The organism is Saccharopolyspora galaxeae, from assembly GCF_016526145.1.
GTDB lineage: Bacteria > Actinomycetota > Actinomycetes > Mycobacteriales > Pseudonocardiaceae > Saccharopolyspora_C > Saccharopolyspora_C galaxeae.
This window is the reverse complement of the sequence record NZ_JADDUE010000002.1, coordinates 687,672-706,383: the sequence shown is the minus strand read 5'-3', so window position 1 is coordinate 706,383 and position 18,712 is coordinate 687,672. Positions and strand designations below refer to the sequence as shown.

The 18,712-nt window shown below is 71.2% G+C and carries 18 protein-coding genes; 9 read left to right on the top strand and 9 right to left on the bottom strand.

What is annotated here, in order from left to right; translation table 11 throughout:
* The first annotated feature begins 165 nt into the window (after nucleotides 1-165).
* A complete protein-coding gene (guaB1, locus tag INP57_RS07670) occupies nucleotides 166-1,605 on the top strand; it encodes a GMP reductase (RefSeq protein WP_200069313.1) in 1,440 nt (479 codons plus the stop codon).
* A 130-nt stretch (nucleotides 1,606-1,735) separates the two neighbouring features.
* Here the strand turns inward: guaB1 and phoH2 are convergent, their stop codons facing one another.
* The gene (gene phoH2, locus INP57_RS07665) at nucleotides 1,736-3,106 is read right to left on the bottom strand and encodes an RNA 5'-3' helicase PhoH2 (RefSeq protein ID WP_200069312.1); all 1,371 of its coding nucleotides are present in this window, start codon (nucleotides 3,104-3,106) and stop codon (nucleotides 1,736-1,738) included.
* Between the two features lie 502 nt (nucleotides 3,107-3,608).
* Nucleotides 3,609-4,835 (bottom strand): DUF885 domain-containing protein, encoded by a 1,227-nt coding sequence (locus INP57_RS07660; protein ID WP_200069311.1) that lies wholly within the window; start codon nucleotides 4,833-4,835, stop codon nucleotides 3,609-3,611.
* A 271-nt stretch (nucleotides 4,836-5,106) separates the two neighbouring features.
* On the opposite strand from INP57_RS07660, the gene INP57_RS07655 reads away from it, so the two are divergent.
* Together INP57_RS07655 and INP57_RS07650 are read left to right on the top strand one after the other, a co-directional pair.
* On the top strand, nucleotides 5,107-5,355 hold the full coding sequence (locus tag INP57_RS07655; protein ID WP_295148958.1) for a hypothetical protein: 249 nt from the start codon (nucleotides 5,107-5,109) through the stop codon (nucleotides 5,353-5,355).
* A gap of 315 nt (nucleotides 5,356-5,670) precedes the next feature.
* Nucleotides 5,671-5,919 carry a hypothetical protein gene (locus tag INP57_RS07650; protein WP_200069310.1) on the top strand — a complete coding sequence of 83 codons (249 nt, stop codon included), beginning with the start codon at nucleotides 5,671-5,673 and terminating at the stop codon, nucleotides 5,917-5,919.
* A 110-nt stretch (nucleotides 5,920-6,029) separates the two neighbouring features.
* Here INP57_RS07650 and INP57_RS07645 read toward each other — a convergent pair whose 3' ends face one another.
* A complete protein-coding gene (locus tag INP57_RS07645; protein ID WP_295148961.1) occupies nucleotides 6,030-6,806 on the bottom strand; it encodes an isoprenyl transferase in 777 nt (258 codons plus the stop codon).
* Nucleotides 6,807-6,970: 164 nt separating this feature from the next.
* Between INP57_RS07645 and trhA the strand changes: the two genes are divergently transcribed.
* The gene (gene trhA / locus INP57_RS07640) at nucleotides 6,971-7,636 is read left to right on the top strand and encodes a PAQR family membrane homeostasis protein TrhA (RefSeq protein ID WP_374220926.1); all 666 of its coding nucleotides are present in this window, start codon (nucleotides 6,971-6,973) and stop codon (nucleotides 7,634-7,636) included.
* A 19-nt stretch (nucleotides 7,637-7,655) separates the two neighbouring features.
* Here trhA and INP57_RS07635 read toward each other — a convergent pair whose 3' ends face one another.
* A complete protein-coding gene (locus tag INP57_RS07635) occupies nucleotides 7,656-9,674 on the bottom strand; it encodes a thioredoxin domain-containing protein (RefSeq protein WP_200069308.1) in 2,019 nt (672 codons plus the stop codon).
* A gap of 112 nt (nucleotides 9,675-9,786) precedes the next feature.
* On the opposite strand from INP57_RS07635, the gene INP57_RS07630 reads away from it, so the two are divergent.
* Nucleotides 9,787-10,821: an NAD(P)-dependent alcohol dehydrogenase gene (locus INP57_RS07630; protein WP_233626985.1), complete on the top strand. Its 1,035-nt coding sequence runs from the start codon at nucleotides 9,787-9,789 to the stop codon at nucleotides 10,819-10,821.
* A gap of 20 nt (nucleotides 10,822-10,841) precedes the next feature.
* On the opposite strand, the gene INP57_RS07625 is transcribed toward INP57_RS07630, so the two are convergent.
* Nucleotides 10,842-11,234, bottom strand: a complete 393-nt coding sequence (locus INP57_RS07625) for a hypothetical protein (protein ID WP_200069307.1) — start codon at nucleotides 11,232-11,234, stop codon at nucleotides 10,842-10,844.
* On the bottom strand, nucleotides 11,231-12,115 hold the full coding sequence (mca, locus tag INP57_RS07620) for a mycothiol conjugate amidase Mca (protein WP_200069306.1): 885 nt from the start codon (nucleotides 12,113-12,115) through the stop codon (nucleotides 11,231-11,233). The genes INP57_RS07625 and mca overlap by 4 nt, the downstream gene beginning before the upstream one ends.
* A gap of 187 nt (nucleotides 12,116-12,302) precedes the next feature.
* Here mca and INP57_RS07615 point away from each other — a divergent pair, with 187 nt between their 5' ends.
* A complete protein-coding gene (locus INP57_RS07615) occupies nucleotides 12,303-12,740 on the top strand; it encodes a DUF4307 domain-containing protein (RefSeq protein WP_200069305.1) in 438 nt (145 codons plus the stop codon).
* 187 nt (nucleotides 12,741-12,927) lie between these two features.
* Nucleotides 12,928-13,416 (top strand): transcription elongation factor GreA, encoded by a 489-nt coding sequence (gene greA / locus INP57_RS07610; RefSeq protein WP_200069304.1) that lies wholly within the window; start codon nucleotides 12,928-12,930, stop codon nucleotides 13,414-13,416.
* A gap of 379 nt (nucleotides 13,417-13,795) precedes the next feature.
* Here greA and INP57_RS07605 read toward each other — a convergent pair whose 3' ends face one another.
* Complete coding sequence (locus tag INP57_RS07605) at nucleotides 13,796-14,260, bottom strand: Lrp/AsnC family transcriptional regulator (RefSeq protein WP_200069303.1); 465 nt, start codon at nucleotides 14,258-14,260, stop codon at nucleotides 13,796-13,798.
* 216 nt (nucleotides 14,261-14,476) lie between these two features.
* Here INP57_RS07605 and hppD point away from each other — a divergent pair, with 216 nt between their 5' ends.
* On the top strand, nucleotides 14,477-15,622 hold the full coding sequence (hppD, locus tag INP57_RS07600) for a 4-hydroxyphenylpyruvate dioxygenase (RefSeq protein ID WP_200069416.1): 1,146 nt from the start codon (nucleotides 14,477-14,479) through the stop codon (nucleotides 15,620-15,622).
* Nucleotides 15,623-15,796: 174 nt separating this feature from the next.
* On the opposite strand, the gene ilvA is transcribed toward hppD, so the two are convergent.
* Nucleotides 15,797-17,005 (bottom strand): threonine ammonia-lyase, encoded by a 1,209-nt coding sequence (gene ilvA, locus INP57_RS07595; RefSeq protein ID WP_200069302.1) that lies wholly within the window; start codon nucleotides 17,003-17,005, stop codon nucleotides 15,797-15,799.
* A gap of 188 nt (nucleotides 17,006-17,193) precedes the next feature.
* Here ilvA and INP57_RS07590 point away from each other — a divergent pair, with 188 nt between their 5' ends.
* Nucleotides 17,194-17,451, top strand: coding sequence for a hypothetical protein (locus INP57_RS07590; RefSeq protein ID WP_200069301.1), 258 nt, complete (start codon nucleotides 17,194-17,196; stop codon nucleotides 17,449-17,451).
* A 72-nt stretch (nucleotides 17,452-17,523) separates the two neighbouring features.
* On the opposite strand, the gene INP57_RS07585 is transcribed toward INP57_RS07590, so the two are convergent.
* Nucleotides 17,524-18,660, bottom strand: a complete 1,137-nt coding sequence (locus INP57_RS07585) for a cystathionine gamma-synthase (protein ID WP_200069300.1) — start codon at nucleotides 18,658-18,660, stop codon at nucleotides 17,524-17,526.
* Nucleotides 18,661-18,712 lie beyond the last annotated feature (52 nt).

Genomic DNA, 18,712 nt, shown 5'->3' with positions numbered 1-18,712 from the left:
GCGTACTTCCACGCACCTCGGTGCGCAGCCATCAGCGACTGTAGTCCCGGCAAAGAGCACGGCGCAATGAGATCGCGTCACACCTTCGGTGGGTGCCGGGGTGAGCCAGTCGTCTTCCCTCCAACCCGGCCTGCGCACGACCTCCGGCACGTATCGTGGAGCCTTGTGCAGTTCTTGAACGGGCAGCAGCCCACCACCGACCTGACCTACGACGACGTGTTCCTCGCGCCCGGCCGCTCCGGCGTGGAGTCGCGGTTCGACGTGGACCTCGCCACCGGTGACGGCTCGGGCACGACGCTGCCGATCGTGGTCGCCAACATGACCGCCGTCGCGGGCCGCCGGATGGCCGAGACCGTCGCTCGCCGCGGCGGTCTCGTGGTGCTCCCGCAAGACGTCGCGCCGAGCGCGGTCGGTGAGATCGTTTCCTGGGTGAAGGAGCGGCATCCCGTCTGGGACACGCCGCTGGTGCTGCGCCCCGACGACGCGGTGACCGACGTGCTCAACCTGCTGCCGAAGCGCGCGCACGGCGCGGTGGTCGTCGTCGACGAGGACGGCCGCCCGGTCGGGGTGGCCGACGAGGCCGCCTGCACCGGGGTCGACCGGTTCGCCCGCGTCGGCGAAGTCGCCGATCGCAACCCCGTGGTGCTGCCGCTGGAGACCAAACCCCGCGAGGTTTTCGAGCAGCTGCACCGGCAGGGCAGGCAGCTCGCGATCGCGGTGGACGCCGAGGGCAAGCTGGCGGGCGTGCTCACCCAGCGCGGTTCGCTGCGCGCGGAGGTCTACGCCCCGGCGCTGGACGGGGCGGGCAAGCTCCGGGTCGCGGCCGCGGTCGGCGTGAACGGGGACGTGCCAGCCAAGGCCGCCGCGCTGCTGGCCGCGGGCGTGGACGCGCTGGTCGTGGACACCGCGCACGGCCACCAGGAGAAGATGATCAGCGCGCTGCGGTCGGTGCGCGAGCTGGACCCGTCGGTCCCGGTGGTCGCGGGCAACGTGGTGACCGCCGAAGGCGTCCGCGACCTGGCGGAAGCGGGCGCCGACGTGATCAAGGTCGGCGTAGGGCCGGGCGCGATGTGCACGACGCGGATGATGACCGGCGTCGGCCGCCCGCAGTTCTCCGCGGTCGCCGAATGCGCCGCGGCGGCGCGCGAGCTGGGCAAGCACGTGTGGGCCGACGGCGGCGTGCGCCATCCGCGGGACGTCGCGCTCGCGCTGGCGGCCGGTGCCGCCTCGGTGATGGTGGGCTCGTGGTTCGCCGGCACCTACGAGTCGCCCGGCGACCTGCTGCGCGACGAGCACGGGCGGGCTTACAAGGAGTCCTTCGGGATGGCTTCCAAGCGGGCCGTCAGCGCCCGGACCCGCACCGACAGCGCGTTCGACCAAGCGCGCAAGGCGCTGTTCGAGGAGGGCATCTCCAGCTCCCGGATGCGGATCGATCCGCAGCGGCCCGGGGTGGAGGACCTGCTGGACGAGATCAGTTCCGGTCTGCGCTCGTCGTGCACCTACGCCGGTGCGCGAAATCTGGCGGAGTTCCACGAAAGCGCACAGGTCGGCATCCAGTCCGCAGCCGGTTTCGCCGAGGGCCGCCCGCTGCCGACCGGCTGGTGAGCCGGACGTTCCGAGTGAACGGACCGCTCGTCCCAACAGGTTGGTCGAACAGTCCGTTCACTCCGAACCACTCACGACGATCAGGTGATCCGCGGGCGTGTCGCCCGAGGCGTGGCGGTCGTCGTCCGGATCAGGGGGTGAACTCGCCCTCCAGCATCTCCGTGACCAGCGCCGCCACCGGCGAACGCTCCGAGCGGGTCAGCGTGATGTGCGCGAACAGCGGGTGACCCTTCAACTTCTCGATCACCGCGGCCACCCCGTCGTGCCTGCCGACCCGCAGGTTGTCCCGCTGCGCCACGTCGTGCGTGAGCACCACCCGGGAGTTCGCCCCGAGCCGGGAAAGCACCGTGAGCAGCACGTTGCGTTCCAGCGACTGCGCCTCATCCACGATCACGAACGAGTCGTGCAGCGACCGGCCGCGGATGTGGGTCAGCGGCAGCACTTCCAGCATGCCCCGGTCGGTGACCTCGTCGAGCACGTTCTCGCTGGCCAGCGCACCGAGCGTGTCGAAGACCGCCTGCGCCCACGGCTGCATCTTGTCGTTCTCGCTGCCGGGCAGGTAGCCGAGTTCCTGACCGCCCACCGCGTACACCGGCCGGAACACCACGACCTTGCGGTGCTGCTGGCGCTCCATGACGGCTTCCAAGCCGGCGCACAACGCCAGCGCCGACTTGCCCGTCCCGGCGCGGCCGCCGAGCGAGAGGATCCCGACCTCCGGGTCGAGCAGCAGGTCCAGCGCGATCCGCTGCTCCGCGGAGCGCCCGTGCAACCCGAACGCCTCCCGGTCGCCGCGGACCAGCTTCACCTGCTTGTCCGCGGTGACCCGGCCCAGCGCGCTCTGCGACCCGGCCAGCATCCGAAGACCGGTGTTCGCGGGCAGGTCGCGGGCGTCGTCGAGGTCGGCCACGCCTTCCTTGAACAGGGTGTCCACCGCGTTCGGCGGCACGTCCAGGTCGGCCATGCCGTTCCAGCCCGTGGAAACGACGTCCTGCGCCCGGTACTCCTCGGCTTCCAAGGCGACCGACGCGGCCTTCACCCGCAGCGGCATGTCCTTGGTGACCAGCGTGACCCGGTACCCGTCGGCGGCCAGGTTCAGCGAACAGGCCAGGATCCGGGCGTCGTTGGAGTCGGTGCGGAACCCCGGCGGCAGCACCTCCGGGTCGGAGTGGTTGAGCTCGACGTGCAACGTGCCGCCGTGCTCTCCGACCTGCACCGGAGCGTCCAGGCGCCCATTGCGGATCCGCAGTTCGTCGAGGCCGCGCAGGGCTTCGCGTGCGAACCACCCGAGTTCGGGGTGGTGCCGCTTGCCCTCCAGCTCGCTGATCACGACCAGCGGCAGCACCACGCTGTGCTCGGCGAAGCGGGTCATCGCCCACGGATCGGACAGCAGGACCGAGGTGTCCAGCACGTAAGTGCGGAGCTCGACCGGATTCGGGACGCCTGCGGGAACACCGGTCTCGGCCGGGTGCTCCGCTGTGGGCTGGGAACGTCGTGTGGTCACGGCTACTCCCTCGCGGGCGTGGCGCGCACACCCGCTTGTCGGCGGGCCGGGCCTGCCCCTGCCCCGGCCTGGCCGGACCGGCGGGCGGTCCGGCGCAGCCGCAGGGACCGCGCACCGGCCCCGAGCGACCACGGTGGACGGTGATACCGTCCGATCCAGCCAACAGCCACGGTCAGGGCCTCCCCGGACGGGTCATTCACACGTCGACCCGTCACTTGCGGACGCTACCTGCGTGGTTCGGTTCTGGGCAGGCGACCACACAGGTGATTCGCCGGATGGTCGACCGGACTTCACATCCGCGCCCGTTCTGTCGGTTTTCCGCTCGCCCCGGAATCCCGGGACACCGAACGAATGCGCTGGTGAGCAAGGGTTCTCCGGAATTCACCCGCCGTTCAACGCCGACGCCCGGAACGCCGCGGGAGCACGCACGTGCGGTGATCAACACGGTGTCCACATTGGTCTGATCGAGTGAGCGACCGGCTGTACCGGTCATCGCGGCCGGCTACCGCCGAACGGAGCACCCGGCCTCGGCCTGCGGCAGGCACCCGAGCTCCCGCGCCAGCGCGCGCGGAGTCCACGCCTCGTCCAGCAATCGCCGCACCCGGTCACCACGCGCCGGGCAGGCGCCGAGCCAAGAGCCCACCAGCCGGCCGCCTTCGACGTAGGCGGCGGTGCGGACGGCTCGGCGCCGATCCGCGAGGAACTCCACCAGCGCACGGGCCCGCCGTTCGGACATCAGCCCCCATCGGCGCAGATGCCGGACAGCGGTGCCCGCATCAGCGCCGCGATCGTGCAGCAGCAGCGCCGCATCCCAGCGGACCCGGCTCAGCTGCCGCAGCAGCCCCTGCACCCGCTCCGCCAGCTCACCGTCCATGGCCACACCGGCGCCTGCCAGCACCTCGGCGGCCCACCGGCCCCAGCCCGGCCCTACCGCGATCCGGAGGCCGAGATCGGCGAGTCCTTCGGAGATCACGCTCTGCGGCGTGTCCCGCAACGCCAGTGCTAGTTCCGGCCGCTGCGCGGACGCGCTCTCCTTGCGGCACTGATCGGTGTGATGCCCGGGGTAGGACTCGTGCGCCACCAGCCACGGGAGCTGACCCGCCCAATGCTCGTGATCGGCGTTCACCGCGACCAGCGAGCGGAAGTCGCCGAGGTAGCGGTGCAAGCCGGTCCAGGGACGATCGCGGACGAGCCGGAAGCGCACGGACTCCTGGGCGGGCAGCCCGATCTCCGCGCGCGCCTGCGCGCGCAACGCGCGGGAAAGCGCCGACACCGCCGCGGAAAGCGAGTCGGCGGGCACCGCCTCGGCCGCGCGCAGGCGAGCGAGCCGGATCGCGGGATCTCCGCGGCCCGGCAGCACCGCGGCGAGTTCCGCGTGCACCCGCCGGTAGTCGTCCGGGTCGCCGGGCCGCGGGTGCACCTGGAAGCAGCGCTCGGCGGTGTCCGCGAGCGGGAGCTCTCGCCCGGCGAGCCGGTGCGCGGTGCATTCCAGCGCGGGGAGCTGGGCGGTGATGAACTCCTCGCGCGGCGCGGAAAGGCCGCAGCCGGGCAGTGCCGCGCGAAGCCGCTGCACGCTCGCTACCAGCCGCGACGGTGCCGGAGGTGCCTCGCGGGCAGCCCGATGGCGCAGCAGCGGATCGCCCGCGAAGGCTTCGACGGCACCGGGTTCGAGCCGATCGAGGCGTAGCCCGAGCAGCACGTACTCGTTAACGACCTGGTGGGCGTCCACGTCCGGACAGTACGACTCGGGGACATCGGGCGGAACCCGAGTTCGCGCGGGCGATCAGCGAATGGTATTGGCTCGCATTTCCCGAAACATGTTCGGAACATGCGAAACGGTCTCACCTTTAGGGCTGAGTCGATTAGATACACGATGGTGTTAACCGGCTGGGCATCCGCCTTCGGGATTGGTTAAGTTTTCCGCCAGGTGCTCCCCCGAAAGAACTTCCGGACTTCGGGGAAACGCACTAGCCACGTCCCGAACTACAAGGAGCATCCAAGTGCTGAAGAAGGCTGTGGTCGTCGCCGGTGCGGCGGCCGGTCTGATGGCGCTGGCCCCCATGGCCAACGCCGACAGCGCCGACAACGACGGCGTCAACCTGCTCAACGGCAACAACGTGAGCGTGCTGCCGGTCCAGGCGTGCGGCACCAACGCCGCCGTGGCCGGGGCGGTTGTGCCGATCCTGTCGCCGCAGCCCAGCCAGTGCGTGAACGCGCCGCTCACCGACCACCCGTCGGCGGAAGGCTGAGCGACCCCGGCGACCTCGGTCACCGCGCGAAGCGTCCGGATGCCCACTGCCCGACCGGGAAAGCATTCCCGGTTCTCCCGGTCGGTCACCTTCGGACGATCAGCCCGTGTTGATTCGAGGTTTTCGCACCGGCGGACCCGGCAAGCGCCGGAGATGTACGCAAGCACTACCGCCGGTGTTTTTCCTCCCCCGCCCCGAACCGATGAGCTGGGATTTCCCCGTCGAAGCACATCGGGGTCCGCCACGTAAGCCGAACCGTAATTCGGCGGACCGGGGTTTTCCCGCGGCAAGTAAGCAAGTGAATGGAGTAACAGAATGCTGAAGAAGGCTGTGGTTCTCGCAGGCGCGGCGGCCGGTCTGATGGCGCTGGCCCCGATGGCGAACGCCGACACCGCCGACAACGACGGCGTGAACCTGCTCAACGACAACAACGCCAGCGTTGCGCCGATCCAGGCGTGCGGCAGCAACGCCGCGGTGCTGGGTGCGGTCGTGCCGGTGCTGTCCCCGCAGTCCAGCAACTGCGTGAACGCGCCGCTGACCGACCACCCGTCGGTCGAGGGCTGACACACGTAGGCGCTCGTGTGGATGTGCGCGGAGGGCCAGGTCCGTTGGGCCTGGCCCTCCAGCATGTTCAGGGGCCTCCAGCACGAGCCCGGCGAGTCCGGGCCGCGAAATCAGCCGCCGTAGCGCCGGTGCCGCGCCGAGTACTCGCGCAGCGCGCGCAAGAAGTCGACCCGGCGGAACGCCGGCCAGTACGCCTCGCAGAACCAGAACTCCGAGTGCGCCGACTGCCACAGCATGAACCCGGACAACCGCTGCTCACCGGACGTGCGGATCAGCAGGTCCGGGTCCGGCTGGCCGGAGGTGTAGAGGTGCTCGGAGATGTGGTCGACGTTGAGGAACTCGGCCAGTTCCTCGATCGACGTGCCGGCCTCGGCGTGCTGCAGCAGCAGCTTGCGCACCGCTTCGGTGATCTCCTGCCGCCCGCCGTAGCCGACCGCGACGTTGACCTGCATCCCGCTGCGCCCCTCGGTGCGCAGTGCCGCCGCCGAGAGCCGCGCGGCCGTCTCGGTGGGCAGCAGGTCCAGGGCGCCGACGATCCGCACCCGCCACGGGCTGTCCGGGTCGGTGAGTTCGTCCACGACCCCGCTGATGATCTCCAGCAGGGCGTCCAGCTCCGCGCTCGTCCGCCCCAGGTTGTCGGTGGACAGCAGCCACAGCGTGACGACCTCGACCTTGGCCTCCTGGCACCAGCCGAGCAGTTCGCTGATCTTGCGCGCGCCCGCGCGGTGCCCGTGCGCGATGTCCAGCCCGGCCTCGCGCGCCCAGCGACGGTTGCCGTCCAGGATCACGCCTACGTGCCGGGGTGCCCGCGCGCCGGTGAGCTGGCGGCGCAACCGCCACTCGTAAACGTCATAGATGAGTTCCCGCAGACGAACCTTGAGCGCCACGCTCCCTGAGACTACGCGGGTGCTCTCGGCCACCCGGGTGGTCCCTCCGTCTGCGAACGACCCGCCGTCGCGCCGCGAACGGATCGCGAGTGCAACGGAGGTCACCACCGAGGCGCGGCACATCGAACCTACGGTGCCGTAACCTCCGTGCTGTGAGTAGCGCTGTGTCCGCCCGCCGCCCCGCCGCGTTCGTCAAACCCAGGATGCGCGGCTGGATCCACTTCTGGTCCCTGGTGGTCGCGGTCGCCGCGGGCGCGACGCTGATCGCGTTGGCCGCCGCCACCGTCTCCGCCGCCGCGGCGCTGGGCGCCTCGGTCTACGTGGCAACAGTGCTCGGCCTGTTCGGGGTGAGCGCGCTCTACCACCGCAAGACGTGGCGCACGGTGGGCGCGCGCACCTGGATGCGCAGGCTGGACCACTCGATGATCTTCCTGTTCATCGCGGGCACGTACACGCCGTTCGCGATGCTGGCGATGCAGCCCAAGACCGGTGCCGTCGTGCTCGCCGTGGTGTGGGGCGGTGCGCTCGGCGGGGTGGTGCTCAAGCTCGCCTGGCCGAACGGTCCGCGCTGGGTAGGCGTGCCGGTGTACGTGGCGTTGGGCTGGGTGGCGCTGTTCGTGCTGCCGGAGCTGCTGTCGAACGCGGGCGTTGCGGCGTTCGTGCTGCTGATCGTCGGTGGCGTGCTCTACACCTTGGGCGCGGTCGGTTACGCGACCCGGTGGCCCGACCCGTGGCCGAAGACCTTCGGGTACCACGAGTTCTTCCACTCCGCGGTGTCCGCGGCGGCGATCTGCCACCACGTGTCGATCTGGCTCGCGCTGTACGCCTGATCTCGCCGCGCAGGCGAGTTCAGCGGGCCAGCGCGGAAACCAGGTCTTCGACGGAAGTGACCGGCCGGTCGCAGACGTACCCGCGGCAGACGTAGGCGGCGGCTCGTCCGTCCACCAGCGGTCGCCCGGCCAGCAGCGGCACCTCCTCGGCCTCCGGTGGTCCGGCCACCGCGACCGCACCGCCCGGCGCGTGCCTGCGGGCGGCGACGGACAGCGCGGTCCGGTCCTCGTCGGTCTCCCCCGCCACCGCGACCTGGGTGGGGCCGTGCGCGAGCGCTTCCGCCGCGGCCATCCAGTGGCCTGCGAAGCGCGGAGCCCGCTCGGCGATCAGGCCCGCCCTGGTCAGCGCCTGCTCGGCGGCCGACCGGTAGCGGGCCGCGCGGTCCGGCCCGGCCAACGCCGCCGCGGTGATCAGCGCGGACGTCGTCGCGGACGCCCCGGACGGGCTGGCGTTGTCGGTCGGGTCCGAAGGGCGGCGCATGAGCGCTTCCGCGTCCGCGGCGGTGTCGTGGAACAGCCCTGCGTGCTCGTCGTCGGCGAACTGCTCCAGCGCGGTGTCCAGCAGCGCGCACGCGGTTTCGAGCCACCGCCGCCGCCCGGTCGCCTGGTGCAGTGCCAGCAGCCCCTCGGCAAGGCAGCCGTGGTCTTCGAGCACCCCTGCCGCGGCGCCCACCACGCCGTCGCGGGAGCTGCGGCGCAACCGGCCGTCGACCAGGTGCAGCTCGGTGAGCAGATCCGCGGCGCGTTCCGCCGCGTCGATCCACTGCGGTTCCTGCAACACCGCGGCCGCTTCGACCAGCCCGGTCAGCGCCATCCCGTTCCAGGCCGTCACGATCTTGTCGTCGATGCCCGGCTGCGGGCGCCTGGACCGCGCGTCCAGCAGCGCCTCGCGGATGCGCTGCCACCGGGGCAGGTCGTCCGGGTCGCGACGCAGCTGCAACGTCGAGGCGCCGTGCTCGAAGGTCCCGGCCGAGGTCACGTGCAGCAGCTCCGCGACCCACTGCGCGTCCTGCTCGCCGAGCACCTCCTGCAGTTCCTCGGGCGTCCAGACGTAGGTGAGCCCTTCCACGCCTTCGGTGTCGGCATCCAGCGAAGCGGCGAACGCGCCCTCCGCGGTGCGCAGGTCGCGCAGCAGGAACTCGCCGGTCTCGCGCGTGACCCGCTCCGCGAGCGCCGCCGACGACGCGCCCAGCTTGGCCAGGTGCGCGTACGCGCGCAGCAGCAGTGCGTTGTCGTAGAGCATCTTCTCGAAGTGCGGCACGACCCACTCGGCGTCGACGCTGTAGCGCGCGAAGCCCCCGGCGAGCTGGTCGTAGATGCCGCCGCGGGCCATCGCCTCGCAGGTCCCCTCGGTCATCGCCAGCGCGTCCGGCGAGCCGGTGCGCTCGTGGTGGCGCAGCAGGAACTCCAGCACCATCGACGGCGGGAACTTGGGGGCTCCGCCGAAGCCGGCGTTCGCGGCGTCGAACTCCTCGTGCAGCTGGGCCACCGCGGAGGACAGCACCTGCTCGTCCACCGCGGACTCCGGCAGCGGCGGGCGCTGCTCGGCGAGCTGCTCCACCACCCTGGTCGCGGCCGCGCGGACCTCGGCACCGCGCTCCGACCAGGCTTTGGCCACGGCGTCGAGCAGCTGCGGGAACGACGGCATCCCCTGCAGCGGGCGGGCCGGGTAGTAGGTGCCGCAGTGGAACGGTTCGCCGTCCGGAGTCAGGAAGCAGGTCATCGGCCAGCCGCCCTGGCCGGTCATGGCCTGGGTGGCCTCCATGTAGACGGAGTCGACGTCCGGGCGTTCCTCCCGGTCCACCTTGATGTTCACGAAGTTCTCGTTCATCACCGCGGCGATGTCGGCGTCCTCGAACGATTCGTGCGCCATCACGTGGCACCAGTGGCAGGCGGCGTAGCCGATCGACAGCAGCACCGGCACGTCCCGGCGCCGCGCCTCCTCGAACGCCTCCGGCGTCCACTGCCACCAGTGCACCGGGTTGTCCGCGTGCTGCAACAGGTACGGGCTGGTCGCGTCAGCAAGCCGGTTCGCCATGTCCGCCAGCGTCCCACTCGCGATGATCAGGTGCACCCGTGGCGGGTTCCCGCCCCTGCCGCGGGCGCGGCATCCTTGCTGCGACGGTGGGGTGAGACGACGAGGAGGCCCGATGCCGCAGATCCCGGACACCATGCGCGCTTCCGTGCTGCGCGACATCCAAGACGTCGAGGTGCAGGAACGGCCCGTTCCGGCGCCCGGGCCGCACGAGGTGCTGGTGCGGGTGGAGGCAGTGGGCACCTGCGGCTCGGACACGCACTACTACGAGCAAGGCCGCATCGGGACGTTCGTGGTGCGCGATCCGCTCGTCCTGGGGCACGAGTCAGGCGGAGTCGTGGTCGCCACCGGCGCGGCCGCGCAGCTGCACGCGCCGGGTGATCGGGTGTCCATCGAGCCCGGACAGCCGTGCTTCGTGTGCGCGCAGTGCCGCGCGGGCCGGTACAACCTGTGCCCGGACATGAAGTTCTTCGCGACACCGCCCATCGATGGAGCGTTCTGCGAGTACGTCACCGTGCACGAGCAGTTCGCGCACCGTGCGCCGGAGTCGCTCTCCGACGACGCGACCGGCTTGATCGAACCGCTCTCGGTGGGCGTGTGGGCGTGCCGGAAAGGCCACGTCGGACCCGGTTCGCGAGTGCTGATCACCGGTTCCGGCCCGATCGGGCTGGTCGCCGCGCAGACCGCCCGCGCGTTCGGCGCGAGCGAGGTCGTGGTCACCGACGTCGGCGCGCACCGCCTGCAACTGGCCGCCGAGCTGGCCGCGACCTCGACGATCAACGTCGCGGAGACGCCGCTGGGCGACGCGGGCTACGAACCGGACGTGTTGCTGGAGTGCTCCGGCGTGCCCGCGGCGGCCTCCGAGGCGATCCGCGCGGTCGGCCGCGCCGGGCGGGTGGTGCTGGTCGGCATGGGCGGCGAGCAGCTGGCGCTGCCGCTGGCGCACGTGCAGAACTTCGAGATCGAGCTGACCGGCACGTTCCGCTACGCCAACACCTGGCCCACCGCCATCGCGCTGGCGTCGAACCGGGAAGTGGACCTGGACCGGCTGGTCACGCACCACTTCGGGCTCGCCGAGGTGCCCGCGGCGCTCACCGCGGGCGCGACCGACCCGAAGGCGGTGAAGTCCGTGGTGCTGCCGCAGCGTTGATGCCGGTGGAGCTCGGGCCGCTAGCGGGTCGCTGCGCCGCCGTCGGAGCTCGCCTCCGAGTCCTTCGGCGCCGCACCGTCCTTCGGCTCCGCAGCATCCTCCGGCGCCGCGGCATCAGGCGCCTCCGATTCCTGCGCGGCGGTTTCACCCTCGCCGGCCTTGGCGGCGGCCCGCGCTTCGGCCCGGCGGACCCGGGCAGGGGTGGCGGCCGCGGCCCGCTCCTCGCTGAAGTTCGACGGCAGCTTCTTCAAGTGCTTGCTCATCGAGCGGATCAGGAACGCCACCGCGATGCCGAACAGGATCAGCAGCAGCAGGCCGACCGGGGAGGACTTGCCGAAGTCCTCCCCTTGCCCACCCGGATCCTGCGGCGGTGGTGGAGCCTGCGCGACCACGAAGGTCAGCGCCTCGTTCATGCCGACACCTTCTCCCGCACGCCGGAGAACAGGTCGTCCTCCGGCAACGTCGTATCGACCAGCGAGCGAACCAGCTCGTAGTCCTCGGTCGGCCACAGCGCCCGCTGGATGTCCGGCGGGACGGCGAACCAGCGGCTGTCCGGATCGATCTGGGTGGCGTGCGCGCGCAGCGCGTCGTCCCGCTGCTCGAAGTATGCCCCGCACTCCACCCGGGTCGTGACCCGCTCGTCCGGGTCGGGCCGGTCCCGCTCGTCCCACCTGGCCAGCCACTCGCCGTAGGGCGATTCGACACCGCGCTCCAGCAGCGCGTCGTGGAACAGCTGCATCTTCTTCCGGGAGAAGCCGTGCGAGTAGTACAGCTTCAGCGGCTGCCACGGCTCGCCCGCCGCCGGGTGCAGGTCGGGGTCGGCCGCCTCGTCGAACGCGGTCATCGAGACCTCGTGGCAGCGGATGTGGTCCGGGTGCGGGTAGCCGCCGCTCTCGTCGTAGGTGATCAGCACGTGCGGCTGGAACTCGCGGATGACGCGCACCAGGTCGGCGACCGGGCCGACCTGGTCGATCGTGGCGAAGCAGCCCTCCGGCAGCGGCGGCAGCGGGTCGCCCTCCGGGAGGCCGGAGTCGACGTAGCCGAGCCAGTGGTGCCGGACGCCGAGGATCTCCGCGGCGCGGGCCATTTCGGTGCGGCGGATCTCCGGCATGTTCGCGAGCACCTCCGGGCGCTCCATGGCCGGGTTCAGGATGCTGCCCGCCTCACCCCCGGTGCACGTGACGACCATCACGTCGTGCCCCTCGGCGGCATAACGCGCGGTGGTCGCCGCTCCCTTGCTGGACTCATCGTCCGGGTGCGCGTGCACCGTCATCAGACGCAGCTTCTCGGCCATCGCCAGGCTGTTCCTTCCTGCTCCCAGTCGCACCGGACCCGCTGACCGCCGGCCGGACACCCCGGGGATACTCAACGAGGGTGCCGACACCCATTGTTCCCAATGCGCCGAAAACCCTGGGCGGCCGGGGAGGCATCGCCCGGACCGGGCACCCCCGTTGGGAGCACGGAACAGGAAGGCGGCGACGGTGAGCAGCCAGCAGGTCCCGGAAGGGCGGTACGGCTCGCGCGAGCGCAGGCCGGACCGGCCGCGGGTCCGATGGGCGCTCGGCGCGTTGACCGCACTGGTGCTGATCGGTGCCTCCGTGCTCGCCTACACGAACCTCGGCAGCCCGCCCATCCAGGGCAAACAGGCCGCGTTCCAGGTGCTCGACGACAGTTCGGTACACGTCACCGCGGAGGTGCAGCGCGACGATCCGCGCCGTCCGGCGGAGTGCGTGATCCGGGCGCTCGGCGTTTCCGGCGCGGAGACCGGCCGCAAAGAGATCTACATCCCGCCGGCGACCGACACGGTCCGGCAGGAAACGGTGGTGCGCACCTCGGAACGGCCGATGACCGGCGAGGTGTACGGCTGTACATACAACGTTCCCGAATATTTGTCCACCCTCCGGCGGCCAACTGGGTGAAGCGTCGTGCGCACCGCGGGATACTGCTTAAATGCACTCCATCGGTGCGCCGATTCGTGCTATCCTCGAGGGCAGCACGGCCCCGCGCGGGCCGTGTTTTTCCGTTCTGGCAGTAGCCGGAATGCGCTGAGGACGGGAAGTTGTCGGCCCGCGGATGGCGGGTCGCCGTCGACGAGGAGTGGTGACCGTGAGCGATACCCAGGTGACCTGGCTGACCCAGGATGCTTACGACCGGCTCAAGGGTGAGCTGGACGAGCTCGTGGCCAACCGCCCGGTGATCGCCGCGAAGATCAACGAGGCCCGGGAGGAAGGCGACCTCAAGGAGAACGGTGGTTACCACGCGGCCCGCGAGGAGCAGGGCCAACTCGAATCCCGGATCCGCCAGCTGCAGGAACTGCTGCGCACCGCCAAGGTCGGCGACGTCCCGACGGAGTCCGGCATCGCCAAGCCCGGCTCGGTGCTGACCGTCCGCTTCGACGGCGAGGACGAGACCGAGAAGTTCCTGCTGGCCACCCGCGAGGAGGGTGCGCACGGCGAACTGGAGGTCTACTCGCCCAGCTCCCCGCTCGGCCAGGCGCTGCTGGAGGCCAAGCAGGGCGAGACCCGCGAGTACGAGCTGCCCAACGGCGGCACCATGAAGGTCACGCTGGTGGAGGCCGAGCCGTTCCTCGGTTGACCCGCGGGCGGTGCGGGTGCGGCCCCGCGCCCGCACCGCGCTATTGCTGACCGGTCGGTTTTCCGACCGGTCTTTTTCTCGATCCGCTTTTCCGGACAATAGCGGGTTCGCGTCAACCACCGGTGGCGGATTCCTCGGCATTGCGGGGAATTGGCGGAATCGATCTGGGTGCCGTGCCCGCTGCGGTCCGCACGGGCGCGGCGGGGTTTTTGATCGGCGCCCGCGGGTTTCGGCCCCAACGATCTCGAACTAATTCGGGCCCCGCCGGCGAGCGCATCGCGCGCCCGGTGCGCTGATCCACCCGGCTTATCCCGGCACTCATCCATTGGTGCCGGATCCGGTTACGTTGCGCAGTCGCGTTTCGCGTGGAGCTGAACGGTCACTCCGCCTCGGCGATCCGCTCCAGCAGCGGCCGGAACCGCGGCGGCACCGGCGTGGACAGCGCGATCGATGTCGAGGTCCGCAGCACGTGCGGCACCGCCACGACCTCGTCGACCACCCGCTGCAGATCCGCGTTGGAGCGCGCCACGATCCGCACGAACAGATCCCCTTGGCCGGTGGTCGCGTGCACCTCGCACACCTCGCCGATCGCCGCCAGCTTCGCGGCGACCGCGTCCCGCCTGCCCTGCGCGATCTCCAGCACCGCGAACGCGGTGAGCCCGTAGCCCATTTCGGCCAGGTCCAGGTCCGGCGGGAACCCGCGCAGAATCCCGCTGCGCTGCATCCGGTCCATCCGCGCCTGCACGGTCCCGCGGGCGACGCCGAGCCGCCGGGAGCACTCCAGCACTCCCAGCCGCGGCTCGTCGGCCAGCAGCAGCAACAACCGGGCGTCCAACGAGTCCATTCCGCACCTGCACAACCTGCTCGGATTTTCGCGGTTCACCGCGGCGATGCTGGACAACTTGTCCAGTGTTCTCGACGGCGATTGCTCAGGATGCCCGACGGGCCCACGCTGGCGCAGCAGCGCCGTACCAGCGAGGAGGACATCGTGACCACTGTGGACCCGCACGGCACCGAGCACGTGGGCACCGGCGAACTCGATGACGTCACCTTCGACCAGATGCAGCGGCTCGTCGGCCTCGTCGAGCACGACGACAGCCGCGACCCGTTCCCGGTGCGGGCGATGGACGCGGTGGTGTTCGTCGTCGGCAACGCCACCCAGAGCGCGCTGTTCTACCAGGTCGCGTTCGGCATGGAACTCGTCGCCTACCGAGGCCCGGAGCAGGGCGAACGGGACCACAAGTCGTACGTGCTCAAGTCCGGGTCCGCGCGGTTCGTGCTCAACGGCGCGGTCGATCCGGACAGCCCGCTGGCCGACCACCACCGGCGGCACGGGGACGGTGTCGTGGACATCGCGCTGGAGGTCGAGGACGTGGACCGCTGCGTCGAACACGCCCGCGCGCAAGGGGCGCGGGTGCTCGAGGAGCCGCACGAGGTCTCCGACGAGCACGGCACGGTGCGCACCGCCGCGATCGCCGCCTACGGCGAAACCAGGCACACGCTGCTCGACCGCAGTCGCTACACCGGCCCCTACCTGCCCGGTTACGTGCCCCGCAGCGGCGGCTACGTCAAGCCCGAAGGCGCCCCGAAGCGGCTGTTCCAGGCCGTGGACCACTGCGTCGGCAACGTCGAACTGGGCCGGATGGACGAGTGGGTGTCGTTCTACAACCGCGTGCTCGGGTTCGTGAACATGGCCGAGTTCGTCGGCGACGACATCGCCACCGAGTACTCCGCGCTGATGAGCAAGGTCGTCGCCAACGGCAACCACCGGGTGAAGTTCCCGCTCAACGAGCCTGCGGCGGGCCGCAAGAAGTCGCAGATCGACGAGTACCTGGAGTTCTACCGCGGCGCGGGCTGCCAGCACATCGCGCTGGCCACCGGCGACATCCTGCGCACCATCACCGCGATGCGGGCGGCGGGCGTGGAGTTCCTGGCCACGCCGGACTCCTACTACGACGACCCGCAGCTGCGGGCGCGGATCGGCGAGGTGCGGCTGCCGATCGAGACGCTGAAGGAGCACGGCATCCTCGTCGACCGGGACGAGGACGGCTACCTGCTGCAGATCTTCACCAAACCGATCGGGGACCGGCCGACGGTGTTCTTCGAGCTGATCGAGCGGCACGGTTCGCTCGGCTTCGGCAAGGGCAACTTCAAGGCGCTGTTCGAGGCGATCGAGCGCGAGCAGGAGCTCCGCGGCAACCTCTGAGTCCGATCGGGCGCCGCGCGGGCGTGTCGGCAAGCTCGCACATCCGGCGAAACCGTCCGGTGATCCCGAGTGAGCGGACCGTTGGACCGATCTTGCGGGGCGAACGGTCCGCTCACTCCGGCACGACCACACCGGCCCGGATGGCGCGCGGGCGTGTCGGCCGGGGCCGAGTGCTCAGCGCTTCGCCACGACGGTGAAGCCCGCACTGGACAGCTCCGAGACCACGTGCTCGCGGTGCTCCGGCCCGCGCGTCTCCAAGCTGACCTCCACGTCGACCTCGCCCAGCGCCAGCGCCCCGGAAATCCGCGAATGCTCGATGTCCAGCACGTTCGCCGCCAGATCGCCGAGCTGCGCGACCAGCCCGGCCAGCGAACCCGGCCGGTCCGGCAACCGCACCCGCAGCGACAGGTACCGGCCCGCGGAGGTCATGCCGTGCTGGATGAGCTGCAGCAGCAGCACCGGGTCGATGTTGCCGCCGGAAAGGACCGGCACCGCAGGCGGGACGACCAGGTCCGGACGCTCCAGCAGCCCGGCCACCGCGGCCACCCCGGCAGGCTCGGCGACCAGCTTCATCCGCTCCAGGCACAGCAGCAGCGCCCGGGACAAGGACTGCTCGCTGACCGTGATGACCTCGTCGGCGAACGCCGACACGTGCTCGAAGGTCACCGCGCCCGGCTCGGCGACCGCGATGCCGTCGGCCATCGTGCGCGTGTCGGTGACCCGCACCGGATGCCCGGCGGCCAGCGAACCCGGCCAGGCCGCGGCCTGCTCCGCCTGCACCCCGATCACCCGGACCTCCGGACGCAGGGCCTTCACCGCGGCGGCCACCCCGCCGAGCAGACCGCCGCCACCGGTCGGCACCAGGATCGTGCCGACCTGCGGCAACTGGTCCAGGATCTCCAGCCCGACCGTGCCCTGCCCGGCCAGCACCGCGGGGTGGTTGAAGGGGTGGATGAACTCGGCGCCGGTGCTGTCGGCGTATTGCGTGGCGAGCGCGAGCGTCTCGGACAGCACTCCGCCCTCCGCCCGCACGGTCGCGCCGTAGGACTGCGTCGCCGCGAGCTTCGGCAGGGTGGCGCGTTCCGGCATGAACACCGTGGAGCGAATGCCCAGCAACGACGCGGCCAGCGCCACGCCCTGGGCGTGGTTGCCCGCGCTGGCGGCCACGACACCGGCCGCGCGCTGCCGCTCGGTCAACTCCTGCAACCGCACGTATCCGCCGCGCAGCTTGAACGACCCGGTGCGCTGCAGGTTCTCGCACTTCAGGAAGACTTCGCCGCCGACCTGCTCGGCGAGCACGCGGGAATGCTCCAACGGCGTGCGGCGGATGACGCCTTCGAGCTCCTCGGCGGCCGCGCGCACCCGGTCCAGGCTGATCAGCATTCTTCCATCGTGCACCAGCGCGAATCCCGACCGCTGCGCGAGGTGTTGGGTACGCTCGGAGGGCACCTGATCGTCCGGACTTCGACCGCGGCGCTCGACCGGCGCCGGCGGCACGCCAGGCGCCGACGCTCGAAAGGGCACTGGTCCGCACGGCGCCACTGGTCCGCAAGGCGCCACTGGGAGGACGCATGACCTCGGCGACAGCCTCGACGGGCACGGTCCGGCTGGTCGGCGGGATCGCGGTGGCCACGATCCTGTCCGGGACCGCGGTGCTGGTGGTGGCTCAGGCGGGCTGCGACGACCCGGGCGGCTACGCCCCGCGCGAGGAGGGCGTCACCGAACTCGTCGGCGGCTGCGTCGGGCCGGAGGACCTGCCGATCGCACCCGAGGTCGAGTCCGGCCAGCACCCGCTCGTTCCCACCAGCGACCCCGCGGTAGCGCCCTGACCTGCACGTACGCGGAAGTGCGCGCTGGCAGCCCGCACGCACTTGAGCGCTCGGGTCGTCGCGGCGATCCGCTCAGAGCGCGGCGAGCAAGTCCTCGACGAGGTCGTCCGGGTCCTCGATGCCGACCGACAGCCGCACCAGCTCGGCGGGGACCTGCAGCACCGAACCGGCGGTGCTCGCGTGCGTCATCTGCCCCGGGTGCTCGATCAGCGACTCCACGCCGCCGAGCGATTCGGCGAGGGTGAACAGCCGGGTCCGGGCGCACACCTCGAGCGCCGCCTGCTCGCCGTCGACGTGGGTGAACGAGACCATCCCGCCGAAGCCGCGCATCTGCTTGGCGGCGACCTCGTGGCCGGGGTGTTCCTCCAGGCCCGGGTAGTAGACCTTGGCGACCTTCGGGTGCCCGTGCAGCGCGTTGACGATCCGCTCGGCGTTCGCGCTGTGCCGGTCCATCCGGGCGGCCAGCGTCTTGAGTCCGCGCAGCGTCAGCCAGGCGTCGAACGGGCTGGGCACCGCGCCCGCGCTGTTCTGCAGGAAGGCCACCTGCGCGGCGAGCTCGTCGGAGGAGGTGAGCACCGCGCCGCCGACCACGTCGGAATGCCCGCCGAGGTACTTCGTGGTCGAGTGCACCACCGCGTCCGCACCCAGCTCCAGCGGCCGCTGCAGGTACGGCGAGGCGAACGTGTTGTCCACGACCAGCTTCGTGCCCGCGTCGCGCGAGAGCTGCGCCAGCGCGGCGATGTCGGCGATGTTCAGCAGCGGGTTGGTCGGCGTCTCCACCCAGATCAGCTTCGTCTCCGGGCGCACCGCCTGCCGCACCGCGCCGGCGTCCGAGACCGGGACCGGGGTGTACTGCACGTCCCAGCCGGTGAGGACCTTGTCGATGAGCCGGTACGTGCCGCCGTAGGCGTCGTCCGGGATGATCACGTGGTCGCCGGGGCGCAACGTCGCGCGCAGCACCGCGTCGCTGGCCGCCATCCCGGAGGCGAAGGCCGCGCCGTGCTTGGCGCCCTCCAGCGCAGCCAGGCATTCCGCCAGCGCGGTGCGAGTGGGATTGCCGGTGCGCGAGTACTCGTAACCCGCTCGCTGTCCGCCGACGCCGTCCTGCGCGTAGGTGGAGGTGGCGTGGATCGGCACGATCACCGAACCGGTGGCCGGGTCGGGTTCCTGGCCCGCGTGGATCGCGCGGGTGGCGAAGCCGTCACTCATGTGCAGCAGCGTACGGGCCCCTTCGGCGGATGGCGCCCGGCAGGTCCGAGCG

What these genes read in the sequence shown, in the direction of transcription:
- INP57_RS07635 (WP_200069308.1), bottom strand. Translation starts at nt 9,674, where the DNA reads ATGGCGAACCGGCTTGCTGACGCGACCAGCCCGTACCTGTTGCAGCAC.
- mca (WP_200069306.1), bottom strand. Translation starts at nt 12,115, where the DNA reads ATGGCCGAGAAGCTGCGTCTGATGACGGTGCACGCGCACCCGGACGAT.
- INP57_RS07590 (WP_200069301.1), top strand. Translation starts at nt 17,194, where the DNA reads ATGACCTCGGCGACAGCCTCGACGGGCACGGTCCGGCTGGTCGGCGGG.
- INP57_RS07605 (WP_200069303.1), bottom strand. Translation starts at nt 14,260, where the DNA reads ATGGACTCGTTGGACGCCCGGTTGTTGCTGCTGCTGGCCGACGAGCCG.
- INP57_RS07650 (WP_200069310.1), top strand. Translation starts at nt 5,671, where the DNA reads ATGCTGAAGAAGGCTGTGGTTCTCGCAGGCGCGGCGGCCGGTCTGATG.
- ilvA (WP_200069302.1), bottom strand. Translation starts at nt 17,005, where the DNA reads ATGCTGATCAGCCTGGACCGGGTGCGCGCGGCCGCCGAGGAGCTCGAA.
- INP57_RS07585 (WP_200069300.1), bottom strand. Translation starts at nt 18,660, where the DNA reads ATGAGTGACGGCTTCGCCACCCGCGCGATCCACGCGGGCCAGGAACCC.
- INP57_RS07625 (WP_200069307.1), bottom strand. Translation starts at nt 11,234, where the DNA reads ATGAACGAGGCGCTGACCTTCGTGGTCGCGCAGGCTCCACCACCGCCG.
- hppD (WP_200069416.1), top strand. Translation starts at nt 14,477, where the DNA reads ATGCAGCGGCTCGTCGGCCTCGTCGAGCACGACGACAGCCGCGACCCG.
- INP57_RS07630 (WP_233626985.1), top strand. Translation starts at nt 9,787, where the DNA reads ATGCCGCAGATCCCGGACACCATGCGCGCTTCCGTGCTGCGCGACATC.